This is a genomic window from Pedobacter sp. KBS0701 (genome assembly GCF_005938645.2).
Taxonomy (GTDB): domain Bacteria; phylum Bacteroidota; class Bacteroidia; order Sphingobacteriales; family Sphingobacteriaceae; genus Pedobacter.
In genome coordinates, this window is record NZ_CP042171.1 from 5,440,937 (window position 1) to 5,463,527 (window position 22,591).

Annotated in this window: 22 protein-coding genes; 8 read left to right on the top strand and 14 right to left on the bottom strand. The window is 38.8% G+C overall.

Translation table 11 applies throughout. The features are described 5' to 3' along the window. Positions 1 to 17: 17 nt before the first annotated feature. The 3 genes from FFJ24_RS22035 to FFJ24_RS22045 are packed head-to-tail and all read right to left on the bottom strand — an operon-like array spanning position 18 to position 1,728. Positions 18 to 365: a hypothetical protein gene (locus FFJ24_RS22035; RefSeq protein WP_138819292.1), complete on the bottom strand. Its 348-nt coding sequence runs from the start codon at positions 363 to 365 to the stop codon at positions 18 to 20. Between the two features lie 24 nt (positions 366 to 389). Next, positions 390 to 1,442: a hypothetical protein gene (locus FFJ24_RS22040; RefSeq protein ID WP_168202531.1), complete on the bottom strand. Its 1,053-nt coding sequence runs from the start codon at positions 1,440 to 1,442 to the stop codon at positions 390 to 392. Further along, positions 1,378 to 1,728 carry a hypothetical protein gene (locus tag FFJ24_RS22045; protein WP_138819294.1) on the bottom strand — a complete coding sequence of 117 codons (351 nt, stop codon included), beginning with the start codon at positions 1,726 to 1,728 and terminating at the stop codon, positions 1,378 to 1,380. The genes FFJ24_RS22040 and FFJ24_RS22045 overlap by 65 nt, the downstream gene beginning before the upstream one ends. 258 nt (positions 1,729 to 1,986) lie before the next feature. On the opposite strand from FFJ24_RS22045, the gene FFJ24_RS22050 reads away from it, so the two are divergent. The 5 genes from FFJ24_RS22050 to FFJ24_RS22070 all read left to right on the top strand — a co-directional run bounded on the left by FFJ24_RS22050 (position 1,987) and on the right by FFJ24_RS22070 (position 9,379). Beyond that, positions 1,987 to 2,613, top strand: coding sequence for a TetR/AcrR family transcriptional regulator (locus FFJ24_RS22050; RefSeq protein ID WP_138819295.1), 627 nt, complete (start codon positions 1,987 to 1,989; stop codon positions 2,611 to 2,613). Further along, a complete protein-coding gene (locus FFJ24_RS22055) occupies positions 2,610 to 3,929 on the top strand; it encodes a TolC family protein (protein ID WP_138819296.1) in 1,320 nt (439 codons plus the stop codon). The genes FFJ24_RS22050 and FFJ24_RS22055 overlap by 4 nt, the downstream gene beginning before the upstream one ends. Positions 3,930 to 3,937: 8 nt before the next feature. Continuing rightward, positions 3,938 to 4,975 (top strand): HlyD family secretion protein, encoded by a 1,038-nt coding sequence (locus FFJ24_RS22060; protein WP_138819297.1) that lies wholly within the window; start codon positions 3,938 to 3,940, stop codon positions 4,973 to 4,975. An 8-nt stretch (positions 4,976 to 4,983) separates the two neighbouring features. Next, the gene (locus FFJ24_RS22065) at positions 4,984 to 6,531 is read left to right on the top strand and encodes a DHA2 family efflux MFS transporter permease subunit (RefSeq protein WP_138819298.1); all 1,548 of its coding nucleotides are present in this window, start codon (positions 4,984 to 4,986) and stop codon (positions 6,529 to 6,531) included. Positions 6,532 to 6,793: 262 nt separating this feature from the next. Further along, positions 6,794 to 9,379, top strand: coding sequence for a phosphoenolpyruvate carboxylase (locus FFJ24_RS22070; protein WP_138819299.1), 2,586 nt, complete (start codon positions 6,794 to 6,796; stop codon positions 9,377 to 9,379). Positions 9,380 to 9,923: 544 nt separating this feature from the next. On the opposite strand, the gene FFJ24_RS22075 is transcribed toward FFJ24_RS22070, so the two are convergent. The 5 genes from FFJ24_RS22075 to FFJ24_RS22095 all read right to left on the bottom strand — a co-directional run bounded on the left by FFJ24_RS22075 (position 9,924) and on the right by FFJ24_RS22095 (position 15,183). Next, positions 9,924 to 10,172 (bottom strand): hypothetical protein, encoded by a 249-nt coding sequence (locus FFJ24_RS22075; protein ID WP_138819300.1) that lies wholly within the window; start codon positions 10,170 to 10,172, stop codon positions 9,924 to 9,926. Beyond that, positions 10,172 to 10,480 (bottom strand): co-chaperone YbbN, encoded by a 309-nt coding sequence (locus FFJ24_RS22080; protein WP_025141703.1) that lies wholly within the window; start codon positions 10,478 to 10,480, stop codon positions 10,172 to 10,174. Before FFJ24_RS22080 ends, FFJ24_RS22075 begins: the two co-directional genes overlap by 1 nt. A 14-nt stretch (positions 10,481 to 10,494) precedes the next feature. Beyond that, on the bottom strand, positions 10,495 to 11,127 hold the full coding sequence (locus FFJ24_RS22085; RefSeq protein WP_039479644.1) for a peroxiredoxin: 633 nt from the start codon (positions 11,125 to 11,127) through the stop codon (positions 10,495 to 10,497). A gap of 328 nt (positions 11,128 to 11,455) precedes the next feature. After that, positions 11,456 to 13,840, bottom strand: coding sequence for a prolyl oligopeptidase family serine peptidase (locus FFJ24_RS22090; protein ID WP_168202532.1), 2,385 nt, complete (start codon positions 13,838 to 13,840; stop codon positions 11,456 to 11,458). A 158-nt stretch (positions 13,841 to 13,998) separates the two neighbouring features. Continuing rightward, a complete protein-coding gene (locus FFJ24_RS22095; protein WP_138819301.1) occupies positions 13,999 to 15,183 on the bottom strand; it encodes a hypothetical protein in 1,185 nt (394 codons plus the stop codon). A gap of 133 nt (positions 15,184 to 15,316) precedes the next feature. On the opposite strand from FFJ24_RS22095, the gene FFJ24_RS22100 reads away from it, so the two are divergent. The 3 genes from FFJ24_RS22100 to FFJ24_RS22110 all read left to right on the top strand — a co-directional run bounded on the left by FFJ24_RS22100 (position 15,317) and on the right by FFJ24_RS22110 (position 17,847). Continuing rightward, the gene (locus FFJ24_RS22100; protein ID WP_138819302.1) at positions 15,317 to 16,714 is read left to right on the top strand and encodes an aldehyde dehydrogenase family protein; all 1,398 of its coding nucleotides are present in this window, start codon (positions 15,317 to 15,319) and stop codon (positions 16,712 to 16,714) included. Positions 16,715 to 16,849: 135 nt separating this feature from the next. Then, the gene (locus FFJ24_RS22105) at positions 16,850 to 17,374 is read left to right on the top strand and encodes a YfiT family bacillithiol transferase (RefSeq protein ID WP_138819303.1); all 525 of its coding nucleotides are present in this window, start codon (positions 16,850 to 16,852) and stop codon (positions 17,372 to 17,374) included. Next, positions 17,371 to 17,847: a DUF6265 family protein gene (locus tag FFJ24_RS22110; RefSeq protein ID WP_138819304.1), complete on the top strand. Its 477-nt coding sequence runs from the start codon at positions 17,371 to 17,373 to the stop codon at positions 17,845 to 17,847. Before FFJ24_RS22105 ends, FFJ24_RS22110 begins: the two co-directional genes overlap by 4 nt. A gap of 102 nt (positions 17,848 to 17,949) precedes the next feature. Here FFJ24_RS22110 and FFJ24_RS22115 read toward each other — a convergent pair whose 3' ends face one another. The 6 genes from FFJ24_RS22115 to FFJ24_RS22140 form a co-directional block, all read right to left on the bottom strand. Then, a complete protein-coding gene (locus FFJ24_RS22115) occupies positions 17,950 to 18,669 on the bottom strand; it encodes a heavy-metal-associated domain-containing protein (protein WP_138819305.1) in 720 nt (239 codons plus the stop codon). Positions 18,670 to 18,944: 275 nt separating this feature from the next. Beyond that, entirely contained in the window at positions 18,945 to 19,769 is an 825-nt protein-coding gene (ygiD, locus tag FFJ24_RS22120; RefSeq protein ID WP_138819306.1) for a 4,5-DOPA dioxygenase extradiol, read from the bottom strand. Positions 19,770 to 19,866: 97 nt separating this feature from the next. After that, complete coding sequence (locus FFJ24_RS22125; protein WP_025141714.1) at positions 19,867 to 20,439, bottom strand: YceI family protein; 573 nt, start codon at positions 20,437 to 20,439, stop codon at positions 19,867 to 19,869. A 260-nt stretch (positions 20,440 to 20,699) separates the two neighbouring features. Continuing rightward, positions 20,700 to 21,260, bottom strand: a complete 561-nt coding sequence (locus tag FFJ24_RS22130) for an AraC family transcriptional regulator (RefSeq protein ID WP_138819307.1) — start codon at positions 21,258 to 21,260, stop codon at positions 20,700 to 20,702. Continuing rightward, positions 21,260 to 21,763: a DUF3347 domain-containing protein gene (locus FFJ24_RS22135; protein WP_138819308.1), complete on the bottom strand. Its 504-nt coding sequence runs from the start codon at positions 21,761 to 21,763 to the stop codon at positions 21,260 to 21,262. The genes FFJ24_RS22130 and FFJ24_RS22135 overlap by 1 nt, the downstream gene beginning before the upstream one ends. A gap of 14 nt (positions 21,764 to 21,777) precedes the next feature. After that, positions 21,778 to 22,590: a hypothetical protein gene (locus FFJ24_RS22140; protein ID WP_138819309.1), complete on the bottom strand. Its 813-nt coding sequence runs from the start codon at positions 22,588 to 22,590 to the stop codon at positions 21,778 to 21,780. Position 22,591: the final 1 nt, after the last annotated feature.

The window sequence follows — 22,591 nt, forward strand, 5'->3', positions numbered from 1 at the left end:
TACATAGATACGAGTTTTTAATCAGGACAATTATTAGATAAAGTGCTCAATGGCTTTCTACCCTCAAGTACATCCAAAACTGAATCCCATTGGGGTCTTAATATCTCTTGTGATTTTATTGTTGCAGAACCTTGATGAGATATAACAAATTCTTTAATCTTGTTTTGAAAAGAAGTCCACAATCCATCGGCATGCCAAAAAGGGATACCTTTCGCAAAGCCTAAAAATTGAGGAATTGTATTAGCAAAATCTCCATCAACAGATGTTAATCTGTCAACGCCTCTAGTATAGAAAGTAAATGAACCATTAGAGTCAATATGATAACCAAAATCTCGGTTGCCACTTACAGGATGTTCACCATACATTGGTTCGTATATAGTTGTAAAGGTTCATCCATTCGATGTTGATTTTGAGGTTATTACAGAAGCGTTGTCTGGGCCTTTAATGTCTAAAGCAAGTATGCTACCCGTTGGGTCATTAGAGTTCCATTTTGCGGTGTCATCAATTCCATAGTTATTATATGGTGTAAATATTTTAGTTCCATCAGTGAAAGAATCTAGATTTGTCCTCAAGTAGAGTATAAATTGATCGGGACTTAAACGCTGTCCATTAACTATAGGCATCTGATTAATATTAATAGGAAAATAATCCATATTAACAACAGGACTACTAGCGTCATCTATACTTTGAATTCTAGCAATTTTTTCTCCAAAAAGAAAAGCATCTAATCCAGAATTTTTCAACGTATTTAACTTGTCAATTATTGATGCGTTCGGAGTAAATTTTGCCGTAGCCAACCAAGCTTTTAAAGTCTCGCAAGGCACATCTTTTAATAAAGCAAAGAGTTTGTTTTTTATGGCATCCTCCAATTGTTGTTTTGTTGGTCGAGTCGTTCCATTTCCACCACCATTCCCATTATTACCGGTATATGTAGGGTAGTAATTGCCATCTTCAGGATTAATAGGTACCCCATCCTCACAAACAAAGCCCATAAATACATAAGTACATTCCATGTAACCATCTACACCTACACAAACCTCCCGATAAACCGGTGATGGAAGGGAGCAGGAAGGCGGCATAGTTACCATTAACCTATTGCGCCCCGAATTTTCACTTAGGGTGGGGTTTTTCAGGTCAGACAATGTAGTGCCATTTGTTCCATAATAGCCTTCTATGGTGCCGTTAATCCGCTTTATAATCTTTCCTGCACTATACTCCCAGCCATTTTCAGGTTTTCCGCCCATGCTAAAAAACATTACTGTGCCATTAAGTCTTTTAACATCCTTATAATGGATTTTATTTGGTTCTTGAAGCTCTGGTTCCTCAGCTAAAACCGACATGTAACAACCCGCTATAATCTGGCCGTTAGCTTTATCCTTAAAGATAAGTAAACGGATATTGTTCTTTTTGTGTGCATCGCCAGCGCTTCCACTTAATCTCAAGTATATTTTTTTTGGGGTTAGAAAGCTTTATTTCATACACATCCAAATCGTTAGGATGTTCATTTAGGTAAACCGCATTCCATATAGGCTGCAGATCATTAAATGCTACACGTGTGGTGGCCTTGTTTTGGTTGTACCAGGCCTGTATTTCTTTTAAATCCTTTTGGTCGGATTTTTTAGCATCAATTCCTAAATCCTTTTTACAAGAGTAAACAATAATCGTTGTTGCAATCAATAGGATAAAAGCTAGCGCATGAGCGTTAAATAAAGGTATAAGTCTTTTCATTTGTTAATTTAGATTGGTATAATAACAATTTTGAGAGATGATACTGTAAAGATGGGTATTTCCATAAACAAAAAAGAATTAATTACATGCAATATGTGATTATTAAATACTTATTGCGTGGTTTGATATGGCATCCTTTGAAATTAAATAATACACAGAAAAGTCAATCAGAATATGTTTTATCAGGAAAATGTAAAACAAATAACAAATCTTATTTATTAATCAATCGTTTGATTAATTTTGTGCTGTCAAAAAGAAATGAAAACAGAAAAAGTAGATAAAAAACAAGCCATTCTCGACGCAGCTGAAAAGCTGTTTTGCGAAACGGGTTATGAGGGAACTTCTACCCGCCAGATTGCCAAAGAGTCTGGAGCGAACATGGCGATGATAAATTATTATTTCGGTTCGAAAGAAGGTGTTTTTGTAGAGATCATGAACGAGCGTATCGCAGGGTTCGCATCTCAGTTAAAAATCATTAATGAAGATAAGATTTCAGCATTGGAAAAATTGCACAGGGTTATAGAAGGCTATGTAAACAGGATATTAAGTAACACTGCATTTCATAAAATGATGCACAGAGAACTGTCTTTAACGCAAAGGCCAGAAATGTACGATAAGATTAAAGATGCCATGAGCCATAACATGCAACTTATTGATCGCATTATTAGCGATGGGATAGAAGATGGCAGCTTTAACAAGGTAGATGTACGGATGGTAATCGCTACCATTATGGGCACCATTACCAATATTGTTATTGCCCCCCATAAGGTAATATCATGTTCAAACTTCGACCTTAACAACCCGAAAGACAAAAAAATTATCAAAGACAGGGCGGTGGCCCACTTACAAGATCTAACAACAGTTTATTTAACAACAAAAAGATGATACCCAAATCGATTAGATTAATGCTTGCGGCATCATTAATTCCGGCAGCTTTATTTGCACAGAGCAGCAAGGAATTAAATATCAACCAGGCAATAGAACTTGGCATAGCCAATAGTAAAAACTTAAAACTTTCTCAGAACAAAATTGATCAGGCTGTTGCAAAGTTGGAGGTAGTTAAAGACAATGCTTTACCAACTGGAAATGCAAGTTTTATGTACAACCACGCTGAAATTCCAACCAGTACATTTTCGCTGCCTGGAGGAGGATCAACCTTGCAGTTACCAAAAAGAGCAGATGCTTTTGTGGGTACAGCAGCAGTACAAGAACTAGTATACGGCGGCGGTAAATTAAAATATGCAAAAGAATCGACCAAATTATTAGCCGAGGTTGCACGTTTAGATGCTGATAAAAGCAAAGAAGAAATTACTTATGCAGTAATCAATACCTATTATTCCCTATATAAGGTTTTACAGAGCAGAAAAGTGGTTGATCAGAATTTAGAATCGATCGCCGCTCAGATTAAACAGGCACAACGTTTCTTCGAGCAGGGTATTGTAACCAAAAACGATGTACTGCGTTTCCAACTGCAACAGGCAAACGTGACGTTAACGCAGATGGATATCGAAAGCAACCGCAAAGTAATCAACTATAACTTAGACATTCTTTTAGGTTTACCTGAGGATACTGAAGTTAAAATTGTTGACCCAACCCTTGGCTTAAAAACGCCAGGTTCATTAAACGAATATATCGGTCAGGCCTTTGCTAACCGACAGGAGCTGAAACAACTTGATATACAGAACAAAGTGGCCGATTTTAACGTCAAAACCATTAAGGCAAATACTTTGCCTACCGTTGGCGTTGGTGCAAACCTTTATTACATTAACCCAAGCGGTAACTTTATTCCGCCAACAAACCAGTATTTAATGCCCGTTACAATAGGCGCAACTGTTTCATGGAATTTCGGAAACCTTTGGACCAATAAAAACAAAGTAAGCCAGGCAAAAATTGAACAGAGCGAAATTACCCTTCAGAAAGATATTTTATCTGATCAGGTAAAAACCGACATCAACAAAAACTTTCAAAATTACCAGGTGGCGATGAACAAAATCCAGGTTTTGGAAACTTCAATCGCACAGGCAACAGAGAACGATAAATTATTGGCATCGAAATATAAAAACAATGTGGCTTCGGTTACTGATCGAATCGATGCAGAAACTTTATTATACCAGGCAAAAATAAACTTAGAGATAGCGAAGGCAGATGCAGGTTTGGCTTACTATACATTATTAAAATCAACAGGAAAAATAACGCAATAAATACAGCAATGACAACTGAAAAGAAAAAAAAGAACATAGTAGTACCCATCATTTTAGGTGTTTTACTAGTAATAGGTGTAATCTTCGGGATTATAGAATGGAATTATTATAGCAAACACGTAGATACGGATGATGCTCAGATTGATGGCGATATCAGTCCTGTTGTTGCCCGTGTTGGCGGTTATGTTAAAGACATTAATTTTGAAGAAAATACACATGTAACCGAAGGTCAGGTTTTGGTTAAACTTGATGATAACGATTACAAAGTGAAATTAGAGCAGGCACAATCTGGCCAGAAAGGCGCTACTGCCGGTGTAGGTGTTGCCCAATCTCAAATTATCGCAACTGAAGCAAATACAAGTACAGCGAAAGCAAACGTAGCTGCTGCCAGGGTTAAATTAAACTTAGCGCAAAAAGATTACGACCGTTATGCAAACCTTGTGAAAGACGGATCGATTACCCAACAGGCATTTGATCAGGCTAAAGCTTCTAAAGAATCAGCTCAGGCGGCTTACCAGGCAGCAACCGATCAATATAATGCTGCGGTTAAACAAGTGGGTACTACACAATCGCAATTGGCAGTAAGCAGCAATGTAATCAGCCAACGTCAGAGTGATATCGATTTTGCAAAACTTCAGTTATCCTATACTGATATCAAAGCACCGGCTACCGGCATTGTTTCTAAAAAGAATGTGCAAAAAGGACAATTGGTTCAGGCAGGTCAGTCTTTATTCTCTATCGTAAACGACGGAAGCATTTATGTAACGGCGAACTTTAAAGAAACCCAGTTAGAAAAAATCAAAGAAGGTTCTAAAGTAGAAATCGAAGTTGATGCTTATCCTAATGAAAAAATTGAAGGTGAAGTGTATAATTTCTCCCCAATTACTGGTGCAAAAGGATCTTTATTGCCTCCTGATAATGCTACTGGTAATTTCGTTAAAGTTGTTCAACGTGTTCCGGTAAAAATCAAAATCCATCCATCAAAAGAACTGTTGGCTAAATTACGTCCAGGAATGAGCGTTAAAGCTTCAGTATCTACTAAATAATATTAAAAATGGCCGAAGTAGGTTTAAAAAAGTGGATTATTACATTTACGGTAATCACGGCTTCTTTGTTGGAGCTAATTGATACAACTATCGTAAACGTGGCAATTCCACAGATACAGGGAAACCTGGGCGCCACCCTGGAGGATGTGGCCTGGCTTTCCACCGGCTATGCGGTAGCAAACGTTATCGTATTGCCAATGTCCGGCTGGCTGGGTAACCGGTTCGGCAGGAAAAATTATTTTCTTACCTCCATCATCGTTTTTACACTCGTTTCCTTTTTATGCGGAAACGCCACTTCATTAAACGAACTTATTTTATTCAGGATTATTCAGGGATTGGCCGGTGGTGGTTTAATATCAACAGCACAAGCTATTCTTATCGAAACCTGGCCACGTGAAGATGTAGGTATCGCAACAGCCTTATTTGGTTTGGGTGCGGTAGTTGGACCAACCGTTGGACCAACCATTGGTGGATATATCCTGGATATTAGTTCATGGCCGTGGATTTTTTATGTGAATATTCCGGTTGGAATACTCGCGGCCTACTGTACATATTCCTTTGTGCGGGCCACCCCGAAAGAAGGGCAGGGTCAACCTGTCGATTGGTGGGGTATCGCATTATTGGCTATTGCAGTAGGTAGTTTGCAAACATTATTGGAAAAAGGAGAAAGCGAAGATTGGTTCGCTACACCTTATATTACAGCTTTGGCCGCGGCATCGGTATTTGGTTTACTGCTTTTCATCTGGAGGGAAATGAGTACTGACCATCCAATTGTGAACTTTAAGATTATGCGGCACAGAAGTTTTTCCGTGGGTATGTTTACCTCCTTTATTTTAGGGTTTGGTTTGTATGGCTCTGTATTTATCTTTCCGGTATTCTGTCAGAATTTACTGGGCTTTTCGGCCCTGCAAACGGGAGAATTGTTATTCCCTGGTGGTTTATGTACCATTGTAATGATGCCTTTTATCGGTATTATGCTTAAAAAAGGTATCCCTGCACAGTTTATGGCTACTTTTGGTATGCTGGCATTCTTTATTTTCTGTTGGATGTTGAGCAAATCAACACTTCAATCAGGTACCGGCGATTTCTTTTTACCATTGGTAATCAGGGGGGTGGGTATGGCTTTATTGTTCGTGCCGTTAACCACGCTGGCTATCCAGGATTTAAAAGGACCGGAAATCGGCCAGGGTTCGGGTTTAAACAACATGATGCGCCAGTTGGGCGGATCATTTGGTATCGCGGCTTTAACTACGCTGATCCACATCCGTTCAGGTTTCCACAGAAGTAACCTGTTAACCAACCTTAACGATTATAACCAACCATTTGTTGATCGATTCAATGGTTTGATCAAGGGTTTCATGGCTAAGGGTCAGACCTTGTTCGACGCGAAAATTATGGCAGCAAAGGCGATGGAAGGAATCGTAACAAGGCAAACGATGTTACTTACTTACGACGATGCCTATTGGGTAGCTGGGTTAATCATGTTATTCTCCATCCCATTACTGTATCTTCAAAAGTTTAAGAAAAATGCAAATATTCCTGCCGATGTGCACTAAAATTTGCAAAGAATTGCCATAAATAATGGCAAAAACCAAAAACAGCCGGTGTATTTTATTACATCGGCTGTTTTAACCCAAAAAATTAACAATCAATGCAATGCCCTTAAACATTGCAAATGTTCTTACTTAACCACATAGTAGCCAAATAAGATTTTAAAATTAAAATTTATTCTACAATTTTCCAAATTGTAAGCCTTAGAATTTTAATACCTTATGCATTTTTTGTAGTATTACGGTATACAAAACTATTGCCTAAGCTATGCCCAAACTTCGTTTAACAACGCAACGTGAATCTATTTTTAACAATGAGGTCATCTCAAAATTCGAACTGTTTAACAGTTTATTTCTCACCTTGCCTTTTTACAAAATTAAGGATACCGGAACACTGCTTCCCCTTTTCTTTAAAAGCTGTGAAGAAGGCATTGCAAACGGAGAAAAACCTGCGCAGATTATTGAAGAATTTTTTGCCAAATATACCAGTTATACCGAGCGCAAAGATATTGTTGACCTTCTTTTCAGGTTTATCCAATATATCGAGCGTCAGGTAGTACTTTTTGATGCGGTTGAAGATGCTTCTTTTACTAAGTTAAATACCACTGATGAGCAAAGTACATTGGCCTTTATTTTAAAGAAGAATGCAGATAATAAACCTGTACTGGCCAAAATTGAAAAACTGATTGATGAGCTTTCGCTCCGTTTGGTTTTAACCGCACACCCAACCCAGTTTTATCCGGGGAGTGTTTTGGCCATTATTACCGATTTAACCAAAGCGATTAGGGATAACGACATCACCTCAATGAACTCGCTTTTACAGCAATTGGGGAAAACGCCGTTTTTTAATAAAAAATCGCCAACACCTGTTGATGAGGCTTTAAACCTGGCCTGGTTCCTCGAAAACACTTTTTATTTTGCTGCCGCAAATATTCAGGAAGAAATAGACCAAAATCTGGACGAGTACAACCTTGAAACCAAGAAAATTTTAGAACTCGGTTTCTGGCCGGGGGGTGACAGGGATGGAAATCCGAATATCCATGCCGATACCACCTTGGAGGTTTCTAAAATGTTGCGGCAGATCCTTTTCCGCTGTTACTACCGTGATTTCAGGGTAATTAAACGTCGCATTACCTTCAGGGGAGTTGAAGAAAATATTGCAAAACTGCATGATGTGCTGTATAAAAATGCCTTCGATCAAACCTGCGAGCTTCATGATATTTCTGATGAATTAAGGGATAACCTGAATAAAATTAAAGAAACCTTATTAGCAGAACACGAAGGTTTATTTGTTGACCTGGTTAACGACCTGATCCGTAAGATAGATTTATACGGTAACTATTTTGCTTCGTTGGATATTCGTCAGGATAGCCGCGTGTTGAGAAGTGTGCATGCGTATTGCCGTGAAAATAAACCGATTTCTTCACTATATCCTGCCGATTACGATAAATTATCAGAAGCTGAAAAACTAAACCTGATTTCGTTTAAAGAGGCAACCATTGTTTATGCAAGCGAGCCGGATGCCTTAATTGAAGATACCATTGAGGTTATTAAAGAAATAAAGGGTATTCAAAAACGCAATGGCGAAAAAGCCTGTCACCGTTTTATTATCAGCAATTGCCAGCAAGCCAGTGATATTTTACAGTTGATTGAACTTTTCCTTTGGAACGGCTGGAGCAAAGAATCATTGACGATTGATTTTGTACCGCTTTTTGAAACGGTAAACGATTTAAAAGGCGCTGCTGCCATTATGGATACTTTGTATAGTAATCCTTTTTATAAAGCACATTTGGCCAGCCGCGGCAATAAACAGGATATTATGCTGGGTTATTCTGACAGTACCAAAGATGGCGGTTATTTAATGGCCAATTGGTCTATTTTTAACGGAAAGACCTCATTGTCTGCTATTTCTGCCAAACATAACATTCAACTGGCATTTTTCGATGGCCGTGGCGGACCTCCTGCACGTGGTGGTGGTAAGACACACCGTTTTTATGCCTCAATGGGTAAAGAAATTGCCAACAAAAACATGCAATTAACCGTTCAGGGCCAAACCATCAGTTCGCAATACGGTTCGGTAGAAAGTGCTGAATTTAATATTGAGCAATTGATCAACGCGGGATTAACCTCCGGACTAAAGGAAAAACACAACATTCTTTTAGATCCTGAGAATAAAGCCCTGCTTGATGAAATGGCTGAAGAAAGTTATAAAGCTTTTGTGGATTTGCGTGAGCACCCATTATTTGTAAGTTATTTAGAGAAATTATCTCCTTTAAAACTTTTATCCCAGGCCAATATCAGCAGTCGTCCGGTAAAAAGAAACGGAGGTGGCGAAATGAAACTCGAAGATTTAAGGGCCATTAGTTTTGTAACGGCCTGGAGTATGCTGAAACAAAACGTTCCAGGTTTTTATGGAATGGGAACAGCTTTGAGAAGTCAGGAAAAAGCTGGTAACTGGGATAAAGTAGTTAAAGTTTATCAGGATTCTGACTACCTTAAAACCATTGTAGATAACTGTATGATGAGCATGAGTAAATCAGACTTTGTAATTACGGCCCATTTAGCCAACGACAAAGAGTTTGGTGCCTTTTGGACTCAATTACATGAAGAGTTTAAATTAACCAAAGAGATGCTCTTAAAACTCTCAGGACAGCCAACTTTAATGGCTAATTATCCTGTGGATAAAAAATCGATCGCCACACGCGAAAAGATTATTTTGCCATTGGTGTTGATCCAGCATTTTGCTTTAGAGAAACTGCAGCACGATCAGAACGAGAAAGATCAGCATGCTTTAGAAAAACTTGCGGTAAGAACAGTATTTGGTATCGTAAATGCCGGTAGGAATTTGGCTTAGTTAAGCCAAACCTTACAGGTTTATAACATTTCCAAGGTCTGTGTCCTCACAGGTCTTTTTTTATTGCCTGCTGTCATTCTGAGGAATAATTTATTATATAAAAATCAATATGATTGACAGATAAAATTAATTAGGTAATATCCTTCGAGAAATCGTCATTCCCAACTTAATTGGGAATCTTAAAACGCTTGCATTAAGATTCCCGCATGCGCGAGATCCGATAGCTATCGGATGACGACCGAACTAGTGGATTCTGTCATTGATAGGCACGAAGAATCTTTTGCATAGTAGCAGGCATTGAAATTGACTGCTTATCATTGATCCTTTAGTTCTTCGGCTGCAGATTATTCATTTTGTGTTTAAGGTTTTAACGGCATTCATGCTTGCTTCGCAGGTCTTCACTGCGTTCAGAATGACAAAACTATAAAGATTGCTTCGTCGTTCCTCCTCGCAATGACGGATACAATTAAACAAAAATCCCTCGTAGATGTAAATCTGCGAGGGATTTTATATTTTGAAAAAGCCAGATTAAGCTTTAAGACGATTATCGATCAATCGAACCCATCACTTTTTGGCCGAAAGCATTTAGCGCATCTTTTTCGGCGGCACCCTCACTTACCATCTGGTGTACTTCTAGCGCACCGCAAATGTTGGTAATCATTTCGCCAGCAACATCAACCTCATGCTCACTAACGCCTCTAAATTCGCAGAAAGCCTCTAAAACCGCTAAAGTGGTCTCCAGTTGTGCCGGAGTGGTGTTTTGAAATAACTGTCTTATAACTGGGATCTTCATTACTTTATCTTATTAAATAGTTCAATTAAACCTTCTGCTTTGTTGGTCTGCACCTGATCTACCAAACTACCGCCTTCAAAAGCTGCAAAAGTTGGTAAATTATCAACATTAGCAAATTTGCGTGAGTTTGGAAGTTTTTCGGCATCAACAATCAGGAAAGCTACATCTTCATTTTCTGAAGCCAGTTTTTTAAACTTAGGTTTCATAATCCTGCAGTTTCCGCACCACGATGCAGCATACTGAACCATCACCTTTGAGTTATCGGCTAAATATTGTTGAAGATTATCTTCTGTTAATTCTAAAAACATAACGTTTTGTTTAATTAGTTAGCGGCTAAATATTCAGCTACGCCAGTTCTGTTTGCGTTCATTGCTTCTTTTCCTTCTTCCCAGTTTGCAGGACAAACTTCGCCATGTTTTTGAACGTGAGCGTAAGCATCAATTAAACGTAAATATTCTTTAACGTTCCTACCTAGTGGCATATCGTTAACGCTTTCGTGGAAAACCTTACCGGTTTCGTCGATTAGGTAAGTCGCTCTGAAAGTTACGTTAGAACCAGAGAACGATTCATTTCCTTCTTCATCGTAGTTAACTTCCTGATCTAAAATATCTAAGATGCCAGATAATTGTCTGTGGGTATCCGCTAAAATTGGATAAGTAACACCTTCAATACCACCATTATCTTTTGGCGTATTTAACCAGGCGAAGTGAACTTCGTTGGTATCGCAAGATGCACCGATTACAATTGTATTTCTTTTTTCAAACTCAGGTAATGCAGCCTGGAAAGCGTGTAATTCTGTAGGGCAAACGAAAGTAAAATCTTTTGGATACCAGAATAATAATACTTTGCTATTTTTGTTTACAGCTTCTTCAAATACGTTGATTTTCAAGTCATCACCCATGTCTGACATTGCATCAATACTAACACTCGGGAATTTTTTACCTACTATTGCCATAATTTTTTGTCTTTAATTTTGTTGGCACAAAGTTAAGGCTAAAAGCGGAGTCAATCAACCCCGATCTACTAATAGTTAATTGTATTTATTGATAACGATATAGACGAAAACTATATTGTTTATGTGAAGTATAGCGGAGGTCTATTTCAGTTCTTTGCTGTCATGCTGAGTCACGAAGCTATCTGCGTTTATTTATTAAAAGTGGCCGTCATCTCGACTGAAGCGTAGCGAAATGGAGAGATCTAAGGAGATAGATTTAGCTTCGCTGAGCACTACGTGGTTCTCGACTGCGTTACACTTCGCTCGAAATGACGGCCGGAATGGAAGGTTACTTCTTCAACGTATTCTCATACAGTTTAAATATCCTTTTATACTCATCCGTCCAGCTGCTTGGCTCAATAAAACCATGGTCTTCTACCGGATAAACGGCAAGTTCCCAATTATTTTTGCCCAGCTCTATAAAACGCTGCGTAATGCGTACAATATCCTGAAAATGAACATTCACATCCACCATGCCGTGTGCCATTAACAGGTTCCCTTTTAATTTATCGGCAAAGTAAATCGGCGAACTCCTTTTATAGGCAATCGGGTCGTTATAAGGCTCGTTTAGAATATTCGAAGTATAGCCATGGTTATAATGTGCCCAATCGGTAACCGAACGCAAAGCAGCGCCGCTGGTAAAAACATCCGACTCGTTGAACATGGCCATCAAGGTAATAAAACCACCATAAGAGCCGCCGTATAAACCTACATGCTGAGGGTTAACGCCATATTTCTCTACCAAAAACTTGACACCATCGGCCTGGTCGGTTAAATCTTTTCCACCCATGTGGCGATAAATACCCGTACGGTGATCGCGGCCATAACCAGAACTCCCGGTATAATCGATATCGATTACTGTGTAACCATTGTCGGCCAGTAAATTATTGAACATAAATTCGCGGAAGTAAGTGCTCCAGCCAAAGTGTACATTCTGTAAATAACCCGCACCATGCACAAAAACTACTGCAGGGTGGTTTGGATGTGGATTTTCTGCTTTATAAACCCTTGCATAAACATCCGCACCGTAGCGGTTTTTAAAAGTAACCATATCGGGTTGACGCCATTTATAAGAATTAAATTCGGCAGAAGTAGATTGTGTAACCTGTACAGCTTTAGCCCCGGCTTTATTTGGCTGGAGATATAGTTCTCCTGGTTTGTCCAGGTAAGAATAATTAATGGCAAGGTATTTCTCATCGGGGGATAAGGTAATGTCATTTAAACCCTTCATGGTGGTAATCTGAGTAAGTTCACCGCCATTTACCCCAACCTTAAAGAAATTGGTAATCCCGGGATGTTCCTTATTCGCTTTGATATAAAATGTACTCCTATATTTTGATAACTGTACCGATTGTACTTCCCATTTGCCTGTAGTAAGCTGTTTTTTATCCCCTGTTGCTACATTAACCACATAAAGGTGCGAATATCCGGTCGCTTCGCTTTGATAATAAAAGCGGTTATTATCGATCCACCCTGTGCTGCCCTGGTAAAAACCGCTAATGCCGGGACCGCCGATCCAGGCTTCATCGCGCTGGCGGTCGATCAAAGTAAATCTACCTGTTAAAGCATCTAGTTTTAAAATCCAGCGGTCTTTATTATCGGAAGAAGTAGCCACAACAATTGCAGAACTTCCATTATCATTCCAGAGCGGACCAAAGAAGTTTACTGGGCGATCCGCATTTTTCTTTTTCAAGGTATCCAGTTCTTTTGGATAATCTTTCAGGTAATCAGGCAGCTCTTTTATGCCCGTAATGGTCGAAGTCTGGATGGCATAAACCGTATCCCGTTGTGTATCATAAATAAAACCCTGGGAGGTATTTTCATTTTCGCCAACTTTTGTTCTACCCGGAATATCTTCGGTATAACCTGAGGAAGTAACATAGTTGGGAACAATGGTGTTGTGGTTGTTCTGTGCCGGCGTAGTTAATTTATAAGTAATAAAATGTCCGTCAGGGCTAATGATTACGCCATTTAAGAACTTGTCTTCAGTGTATAGTTCTTTTAAAGGTTTTGTGTCTGCTGAGCTATTCCCAAGGCGGCCTCTTCCACCGCGGGAACCGTTTTTGGCTTCCGCATTTCGTTTTTTAATAATATCGAAGAGTTCGGTTTGTTGTGCTTTTAACCATTTATCCTGTTCGGTAGCCGGTTTGCTTTCTGCTCTTCCTGGTTTTTTACCTTTAACAAAATTGGTAAGCTGTCTGGTTTCTGCTGATTTTAAATCAATCCCGAAAAGATTATCGCCCAATTGGTAAACAACGTTTCCATTAGTTAAAAAAACCGGACTGCTTTCCCTCTCCTGCGTGCTGGTTAAGCGCGTTTCCTTATTCGTTTTGAAGTTCTGTAAATAAATATCACTGCTTTTTTCTACCAAACCAAGGGAGCGGTCGGCATTGTAGGTGTAATTTAAACTCAATAGTTTTTCATCTTCCTTTTCCGCTGCTTTAAGAGGTTTAGAAGAAGTTGCCGAAACTTTGAATAATTCTTCTTTGACTTTATTTTCAGGGTTCCAGTTAAAATACAGTGTTTTGCTATCTGCCGTCCAGCGGAAATTAGTTGGCGAAATACCCATCCATTTTGGATCGCGCATAATTTTTTCGACAGTTAAAGGAGCCAGTTGTTGCGCAAAAGCATATTCGCCTGTGCAAAGCAAAAGGAAAAGTAAATATTTCTTCATGAATTTTAGGTTTGGATGCAATTTAGGCAAAGCACAAACTAATTTTAGAAGGAAATGGAAATGTTACAACCTTTGCCTAATGAATTAACCACAGATAAAAGGATGAACACAGATATTTTTTTGCAATTATGTTTATGTGTGCAAATCTGTGGCAAAAATTAGCGGATTACCCTTCCGGTTTTATCTACATTCACATCATCGAAAGGCTTTAAATATTCGTTTATGATGACTGCAAATTCGCGCCTGGTCAATACTTTTTTAAGATCGTAATTGCCGCTAAACCTATAGTTTTTGTTCCATTTTTTCTGCAGTTCTTCTTTAGTGGCTTCAATTGATTTATTGCCCACATAACAAACCATAGAAATCGTATTTTCCAGATTAATGGGAATATTCTGATGATCATCGAACCAGATCTGCGCTTTGTAATAATACGCTTTGATCGGTTCTTTAATTTCTCTATAAGTAACTTCTTTTTCGGGATTGAAATACGCTTTTCCCTGTGTAATTTCCGCTTTGATAATCCCCGTGATACCCACTTTTTGAATGGCTAACCAGTTCGAATCCGTCATTTTAACATCTTCAAAGGGCATTAATGCATGTTTACAGGCCAATAACTCGCCCTGGATCCTTTTTAAATTTGACAAACTGGTTTTGGTGTCAAAAAATGCGGCATAAGCTGCGGTTGCCCCAGCTGCTTGTCCAATTTCAAGTTGTTCTTTAGAGATATAAAGCAAATTTTCCTGATCCGGGATCAATAGGCTGTACAGGGATAAAAAGCTAGCTCCTGAAGAAATCCTGGATACCGTTGTCCGGTAAGTATTTTCGTTATAGTTTAATGGACTTGAAGACGCAGGATTTAAGGTGGATATTTTTAGTTCCGAAAGCAATTTTTCAGGGTTATCGGCCAGCACAAGAATTTTAGCCTTAATGCTTTTATCTTTGGTCAATTTCGCCTCCCAACCACTACCAGAACGTTTAATCTCTGTGTAAGGAGTGTTGTTGATGACGTTTAAAAGTAAGGTACTATCTATCACAATTACTTTCGCCCGGCTTTTTTTGTCCGGCTTAGGTTTTGGGTTTTCTAAGCTTTTTGCATTTTCCGTTTCCCGTTTTAAAAAACTTTGGTAAAAAGTCAGTAGGCCCCGTTTAGTTTCAGCAATTTTATTTAAATCCAACTGTTCTTTTTGGGTAAGCAGGATGGTTTTTACGCCAGATTTAAAAGACTGAAAAGATGCGGCATAAGCAGCATCGCCGTTTCCGATAACCAGTACATCTGTTTTTATGATTTGGGCATGGATAACCAGTGGAATTATGAATGCGAAAACAAAAAACAATCTTTTCATCTTTTATTATTAAAATTTGCTGCAATATGCTTTAAATGAATGAATTTTTAATGAAAAGGCCGCATTTTAACTAAATTTAACTTTTATTTTCAGGGGAATCGATTAGCGTAATGGCAGGTAATAATAAGTGATTATGGAACAACAGATAAAGTCGGTTTTCGATTTACAGCAAAAATATAAATTCGATTTACGCAAAACAGATGTTAAAACCCGTATCGGGAAGTTAAAATTACTTAAGCAGGCTTTAGAAAAGGCCGAAGAGGAAATATTTGCCGCTTTAGAAAAGGATCTGCGTAAAAACCGTTTTGAAAGTGCGGTAACTGAACTATATTTTACCTACGCTGAAATCGACTTTGCTATCAAAAAGTTGAAAGGGTGGATGAGACCCAAATCGGCAGGCAGAACCATGAGTAATTTTTTTGCGAGTAATAAAATTTATTATGAACCCAAAGGCATTTGCCTGATTATTGCTCCATGGAATTATCCTTTACAATTGATGATGAGTCCTTTGGTTTCGGCAATTGCAGCTGGAAATTGTGCGATCCTTAAACCATCTGAATTAAGCGAAGCTACTGCTGGCGTGATCAATAAATTAATTGCAACCACTTTTGATCCGAAAGAAATTGCCTGTTTTGAAGGTGATGCCAATGTTTCTACCGAACTGCTAAAACTTCCATTTGACCATATCTTTTTCACGGGAAGCACCACAATTGGCAAAGTGGTGATGGAGGCAGCCGCAAAAAACCTGACCTCGGTAACCTTAGAGCTTGGCGGAAAATCGCCAGCTATTGTAGACGGAACCTGTGATATTAAAAAAGCTGCCGAAAAAATCGCCTGGGGCAAATTGGTTAATGCAGGGCAGACCTGTATTGCACCGGATTATGTCCTGATCGAAGAAAATAAGCGGAATGACTTTATCGAACATTACAAAATTGCAGTCGGAAAAATGTTTGGTGAAGGCGCTGGAATTAATAAAAACGACTATGCTAAAATCATTAACGATAAACAGTTTAAGCGGTTAAATAAATTAAAAGAAGATGCGATTGCAGATGGAGCGGTATTGGCTGTTGGTGGTGAAACAGATGAGCAAAATTTAACCCTAATGCCCACACTTTTAACTTCTGTAAAGGAAAAAAGCGCCATCATGCAGGAGGAAATATTTGGACCGATTTTGCCTGTCATTACCTTTAAAAATTTACAGGAGGCCATTGACATAATGAATAGCAAAAATAAACCTTTGGCACTTTACATCTTTTCAGATAACAAACAACATCAACATAAAATCATTAACGAAACCAGTGCTGGCGGAACCTGCGTAAATGATGTACTGGTTCACATCAGTAATCCTAATTTGCCTTTTGGTGGTGTTAACAGTAGTGGGACGGGAAGCTGCCACGGTGTTTTTGGCTTTAAAACCTTTTCGCACGAGAGGGCTGTGGTTTTTCAATCAAAACTAGGTTTAACCAAGATAATTTACCCACCTTATGAAGCAAAAATGGGTTTATTGAAATGGTTGAAGAAATTGATGTAGATTTTATATCCCGCAGATCTAAGGAGATGGACGCAGATTTTGTTTTTATTACGTCACCCAACTTCGCGTACTTTGTGTTTTCTTCTCTGTTATCTTTGCGGTTAAAAGCTCGATAATTCTCCTTATTTTGGTTCCATGGATTTGGAACAGTTTAAATACCCGATCGGTCAATTTGTTGTGCCTGATATTTTCGATCAAAAACAGGTTGATACCTGGATTTCTGAAATAGAGGCATTACCTGGCCAAATTAAGAAAGCTACAGAAAATCTGACAGATGAAGAACTGAATCAAACCTATCGTCCCGGAGGCTGGACATTGCGGCAGGTTGTTCATCATGTTCCGGATAGCCATATCAATGCCTATATCCGTTTTAAGCAAGCCATTACTGAGGATATTCCGGTAATCAGGCCATATTATGAGGAACGATGGGCAGAAACGGAAGAAGCAAAAAATGGTGAAATCAAATTGTCGATTGAGCTGTTAACAGGTTTACATCAGCGCTGGGTTGTTTTTTTAAAAACATTAAAAGTAGAAGATTACCAAAGAAAATATATTCATCCGGCCCACAATAAAGAACTCACTTTGGCCAATATGCTGGGCATGTACTCGTGGCACGGAAAACACCACCTGGCACACATCACCAATACCATAACAAAATGAAAAGAATCTATTTATACGCCTTGATTTTATTTCTTGTTGGTTTTTACAGCAATGTTAAAGCGCAAAAAGATTCATCAAAAACCTTTTCTTTTGTGCTAGGCTCATGGGGAATGCAAACGCCAAAAGGAAAAATTGTTGAGCAGTGGAAGCAAAATCCAGATAAAACCCTGAGTGGAAAAAGCTACAGAATAAATGCCAAGGGCGATAGTTTGCTTACCGAAACATTACAGATCAGAAAAATAGGAAAAGATGTTTTCTATTGTTCAACGGTTGCTCATCAGAATGAAGGGAAAGAAGTATGTTTTAAACTTATCTCCACAAAAGATCAGATTTATATTTTCGAAAATGTGGCACATGATTTTCCCCAAAGAATAGTTTACCAAAACCAGGGAAAAAATGAAATGCTCGCCTGGATTGAAGGCGAGCTTAAAGGGAAAAGCCGGAAATCGGAATTTAGGTATAAGCGGCAATAGACGATTCGTCATGCTGAATTTATTTCAGCATCTTTTTAGCATGAAAGGCCCTGAAATAAATTCAGGGTGACGATCACGTTAAAAAAGAGAATAATATACTAACTACATCAAAACCAACATGGCTGCGCTCATGGCAATCATAATGGCATCTTCAACAATAGTCAAGGTACTCATGGGTAGGTTAAATACCGCGCCCAGGCACGCGCATTGAATTTTCTTTTTATTTAAAACGCTTTCTAAAACCCCAAGGATACTGATGGTCATTACAATCAGGGTGACCCAATTCACAATAGCGGGCGATAGGTTTAATGCAAAGGACAAGCCTAAACCTAATTCGATAAAAGCATAGATATATCCCCATGTGCTGAATTTTTTAGCTACGATGTCGTACATGGCATAACTCTCCGCAAATGCTTTTAAGTTGAGCATTTTAAAGAAAGAAAAGGTTAGGAAGAAACCCGCCATAAAAATGCGCATAAACACCATAAAATTAATGGCATTATCCTGCCACGAAACGACTAACGATATTGCGGTTACATATCCAAAGATTAACAGAATGGGCTTGTATGTTTCGGCCCACGATTTTGCTTCTTCAAGCGTTTCATTGTGGTGCGCCGCAGAAATTTGATATTTGCTGTCGGCACCGCCCAAAGCTTGTTGCAGGCTATCTAAACCGATATGTTTATCCATGCTAATGGTAGCAGTATTGGCTTCTTTAGAAACCTCAACAGTGGTTACATCTGGTAAAATAAGCAGACTACTTTTAACTTTATTTTCGCAACCGCCACAGGTCATGCCTGTGAGTTGATAGGTATGTTTCATGATTAAATTCTTTTAAGCAAATTTACCAACTTAAGGGGCCATAAGCGTTACAGAATAATCATAAATTTTTATAGAATTTTAGCTTTTGTCATTGTGAGATGGATCGTCATTTCGACCGTTGTGGAGAAATCTGTTGTGTAGGATATTTTCTTCATGACCTTAATTTCTTAATGGTATATTCCCAAAATATACTTTTGAACATTAAGAAGTGAGAAAATGCAAGGTTCAAGCTCCGTTTAAACAACTAAAACAAGTTTTTTGGTGATTCTTAACCCTTACCCCACCAACACGGAAGTCATGGTTAACGAACCGCCCACTGCTTTATCATTAAAAAACGAAACCTCTTCCTTATCGTTTTTCATTCCAAGAGTATAAATAAGCGGCAAATAATGTTCCGGAGTAGGGATGGCCAGCATGGCATCAGTACCAAGGTTGCGGTAATTGATTAAAGGTTGATAATCGCCATTTACAATTAAATTTTTGAATTTATCGTTCATTTCAATTGCCCAATCGTAACCGCCTCCGTTAATCATTTCCCAGCTTAACATACGCAGGTTGTGCACCATATTGCCGCTGCCGATAACTAGTATACCTTTTTTGCGGAGCGCATAAATTTCTTTGGCAATTTCATAATGTTGCACCGGCGATTTGGTATAATCGATACTCAGTTGCAGAACAGGAATATCTGCATTTGGATACATGTGCCTTACCACTGTCCAGGTGCCATGATCCAGGCCCCAATCGTGGTCTAAGCCAACAGGGCTTGAGTGGATTAAACCAGGTATTTCTGCTGCCAGCTTCGGATCGCCTGGAGCAGGATATTGAACATCGAAAAGTGCCTGAGGGAAACCACCAAAATCGTGGATCGTACCTGGGAAATCCATTGCAGTTACAAAAGTACCGTGGGTGTACCAATGTGCCGATACCACCAGAACTGCTTTTGGAACCGGAATATGTCTGGCCAGATCTACCCAACTTTCACTAAACTCATTGTTTTCAATCCCGTTCATAGGAGAGCCGTGGCCAATGAAAAGGGTTGGCATTAAATCCGTTTGAGGCAAGCGTTGAGTAAAGTTTCTGAATTGGGATAGTGCAGACATGCCATTTTAATTTATATCAACCATCATCCTGAACTTGTTTCAGGATCTACTTAAAATGAAAGATTCCGGGACAAGCCCGGAATGACGATCTAATGTTTTATTTTCCCTGAACAAATTCCAGGTTTAATTTGATCGCAACATCTTTTGCAACACCTGCACCGGTTGGATCATATTTAATATTATAATCTAAACGGTTAATGGTTGTAGTCGCGCCGAAACCTGCTTTAGTATTACCTTGTTGATCTTTAGCTGTACCGCCATAAACAACTGCAAATTTTACATCTTTAGTTACATCGCGGATGGTTAATTTACCACTTAACTCATAATTGTTACCGCTTAATTTTTTGAAAGAAGTACTTTCGAATTTCATTGTTGGAAATTTCTCAGCGTTAAAGAAATCATCTGTTTTTAAGTGACCATCTCTCATATCAACACCTGTAGTAATGCTGTTTACATCAACGGTAAAGGCAATTTTAGCATCAGTTAAATCTGGTTTAGAAGCGGTAACTGTTCCATCGAATTTTTTGAATGAACCATCAACAAAAGAAATGCCCATGTGTTTAACCGAAAAGTTTACAAACGAGTGCATTGGATCTATCTTCCAGCTTGTTTGTGCAAATGATGCCACACTGATTGAGGTAGCGATCAGAAATAAAAATAATTTTTTCATATCTAGTGATTTTATTTAAGTGCAAAAATAGCTGATTATCAGTCGATCAATCTTGACGTATGATAAGAAATTGTTTATAGAATAGGTTAGCTGTTCAAATCGGTTAATTGATGACTAGCTAAATGGCTAGAATTAATAAGAGGTTAATGCTTTTTGGTTCATAGCCGATAGGCCCATTGGCCATCAACCATGATCTATCTAACCATTGAGCATAAACTTTACGCCCATCTTTCATCTTACCTCTTCCATTTTACATCCTCTCAAACCTCATCTAGCGTTTTTCTGCTATCTGTTGATGCCATTTTATAAACGGAAGGTGTAATTCCGGTTACTTTTTTAAATTGTGCCGATAAGTGTGCTACGCTGCTGTAATTCAGTTGGTAGGCAATTTCGCTAAGGGTGAGTTCGCCGTAGGTAAGCATTTCTTTTGCTTTTTCTATTTTTTGAGCAATGAAATACTTCTCAATCGTTTGGTTTTCGACCTCTGAAAAAATGCTGCTTAAATTCGTATATTCCTGTTTTAACTGCTCACTGAGGTAGGCAGAAAGATTGATTTTTAAAGGTTCTTTTGTGTAATGTACCAGGTTAATGATGGCAGTTTTAACCTGTTCTGCAATCTGGGTTTTTTTATCCTCCAACAGTTCGAAACCAAAATGGGTCAGTTGCTCCGCAATTTTAGCTTTATCCTCTGCTGTAATGTTTTCGGCAAAGGTAACTTCACCAAGCTCAACCAATAGCGGTTTAAAGCCAAGCTTTTCCAGCTCGGCCTTAACCACCATTTTACAACGGTTGCATACCATATTTTTGATATGCAGTTTCATTATTTCGATTTTATGGTTTCAGAAACGTCGCCGCAATCAAACATCATGCTTCCATAATATGGATTTTCGATGTTTTCTTTTTCATTTAACCAGCTTGCCTTCGCCATCGGACAGTGCTGAACGTAAACGGTTTGGCTGTTAAATTTCAAGCCTTTCAACGTTTTAATCATGGCATAAGAAATCCCTTCAAAGGCTTTTCTCTGTGTTTTGATGTCGTTTGAACCCGCAAGCAGCGCCGATTTGCTTTTTATAATCGAAGCTTGTTCCATAAATATTTTATGTTGATCGGCCGGTAAATCTTTGTGGTTAACGGCATTTACTTTTGCCGATAAAACTTTTACTTTTTCAATAGCCAGGTCTTTTTTGTCGGTTGCCAGTGCATTTTTTACATCGTAATATGCCATTAATACCTGATTTAAGGCTACGTCTGTTTTGCTCTGTGCATAAGTAAAAGCTGTTGTTGCGATCGTCATAATGGCAACTAATCCGAATATTTTTTTCATTTGTTATGTGTTTTTTATTTTAAAACGTTAAAGAAGTTAAATTCTGCCCTAAGCAAGTACATGTTTTTGGTGTATCGGTTATCCATATTTCCTGCTGCCTGAAAGCGGTAACCAAGATCGATGCGGGTTGTACTGTTTAAAATCATTTGTATTGCCGGAGCGATATCCAAATAAGACTGACCACTGCCTGGGTCGGTTTTGCCCAGCAATTCTAAATATACATTAAAGTTGGGTTGTTTGTAATCCTTATAAATCACTGGTAAAACCAAATAACCCGACGATAAACTATATGACAACATGTTTTTTGGCTGCGGCATTCCCGCAATCTGCCTGTTGCTGTTTTCGAAGACATGCGCATAACCCAATGTTGATGATAGCGCCAGTTTATGCAGCAGTTGCGTAAAAATTAAGCCTCCCTGTACGCCACTATTATCTCCTTCGAGGTTGATATCACTGGTATATGTTGGCCTTTTGCTGGTGCTTACCCTTCCAAATGCCGATGCCCTGAAATGGCTATGTGCTTCATCCAACGATAAAAACCGGTACTTGGCGTATAAACTTCCGCCTTCTAAACGGTATTTTCCATCCATATCCGAGAGAAAAGCCTGTGCATGCATCATCAGATTTTTGTTGAAACCGATCATTACCTCTGGGATAGTCCGGCTTACATAACCCGGGTAGTTGAACATACCCTCGTTGGTAATTCTTACGCCGATTGATTTGGTGGGCATATTACTTGCAGGCTCTGTAAATACATATAGTTCTTGTGCCGAAACACTGGTATAAGCGCCGATAATCATCAGCGCCAATACGAATATCCGTCTCATC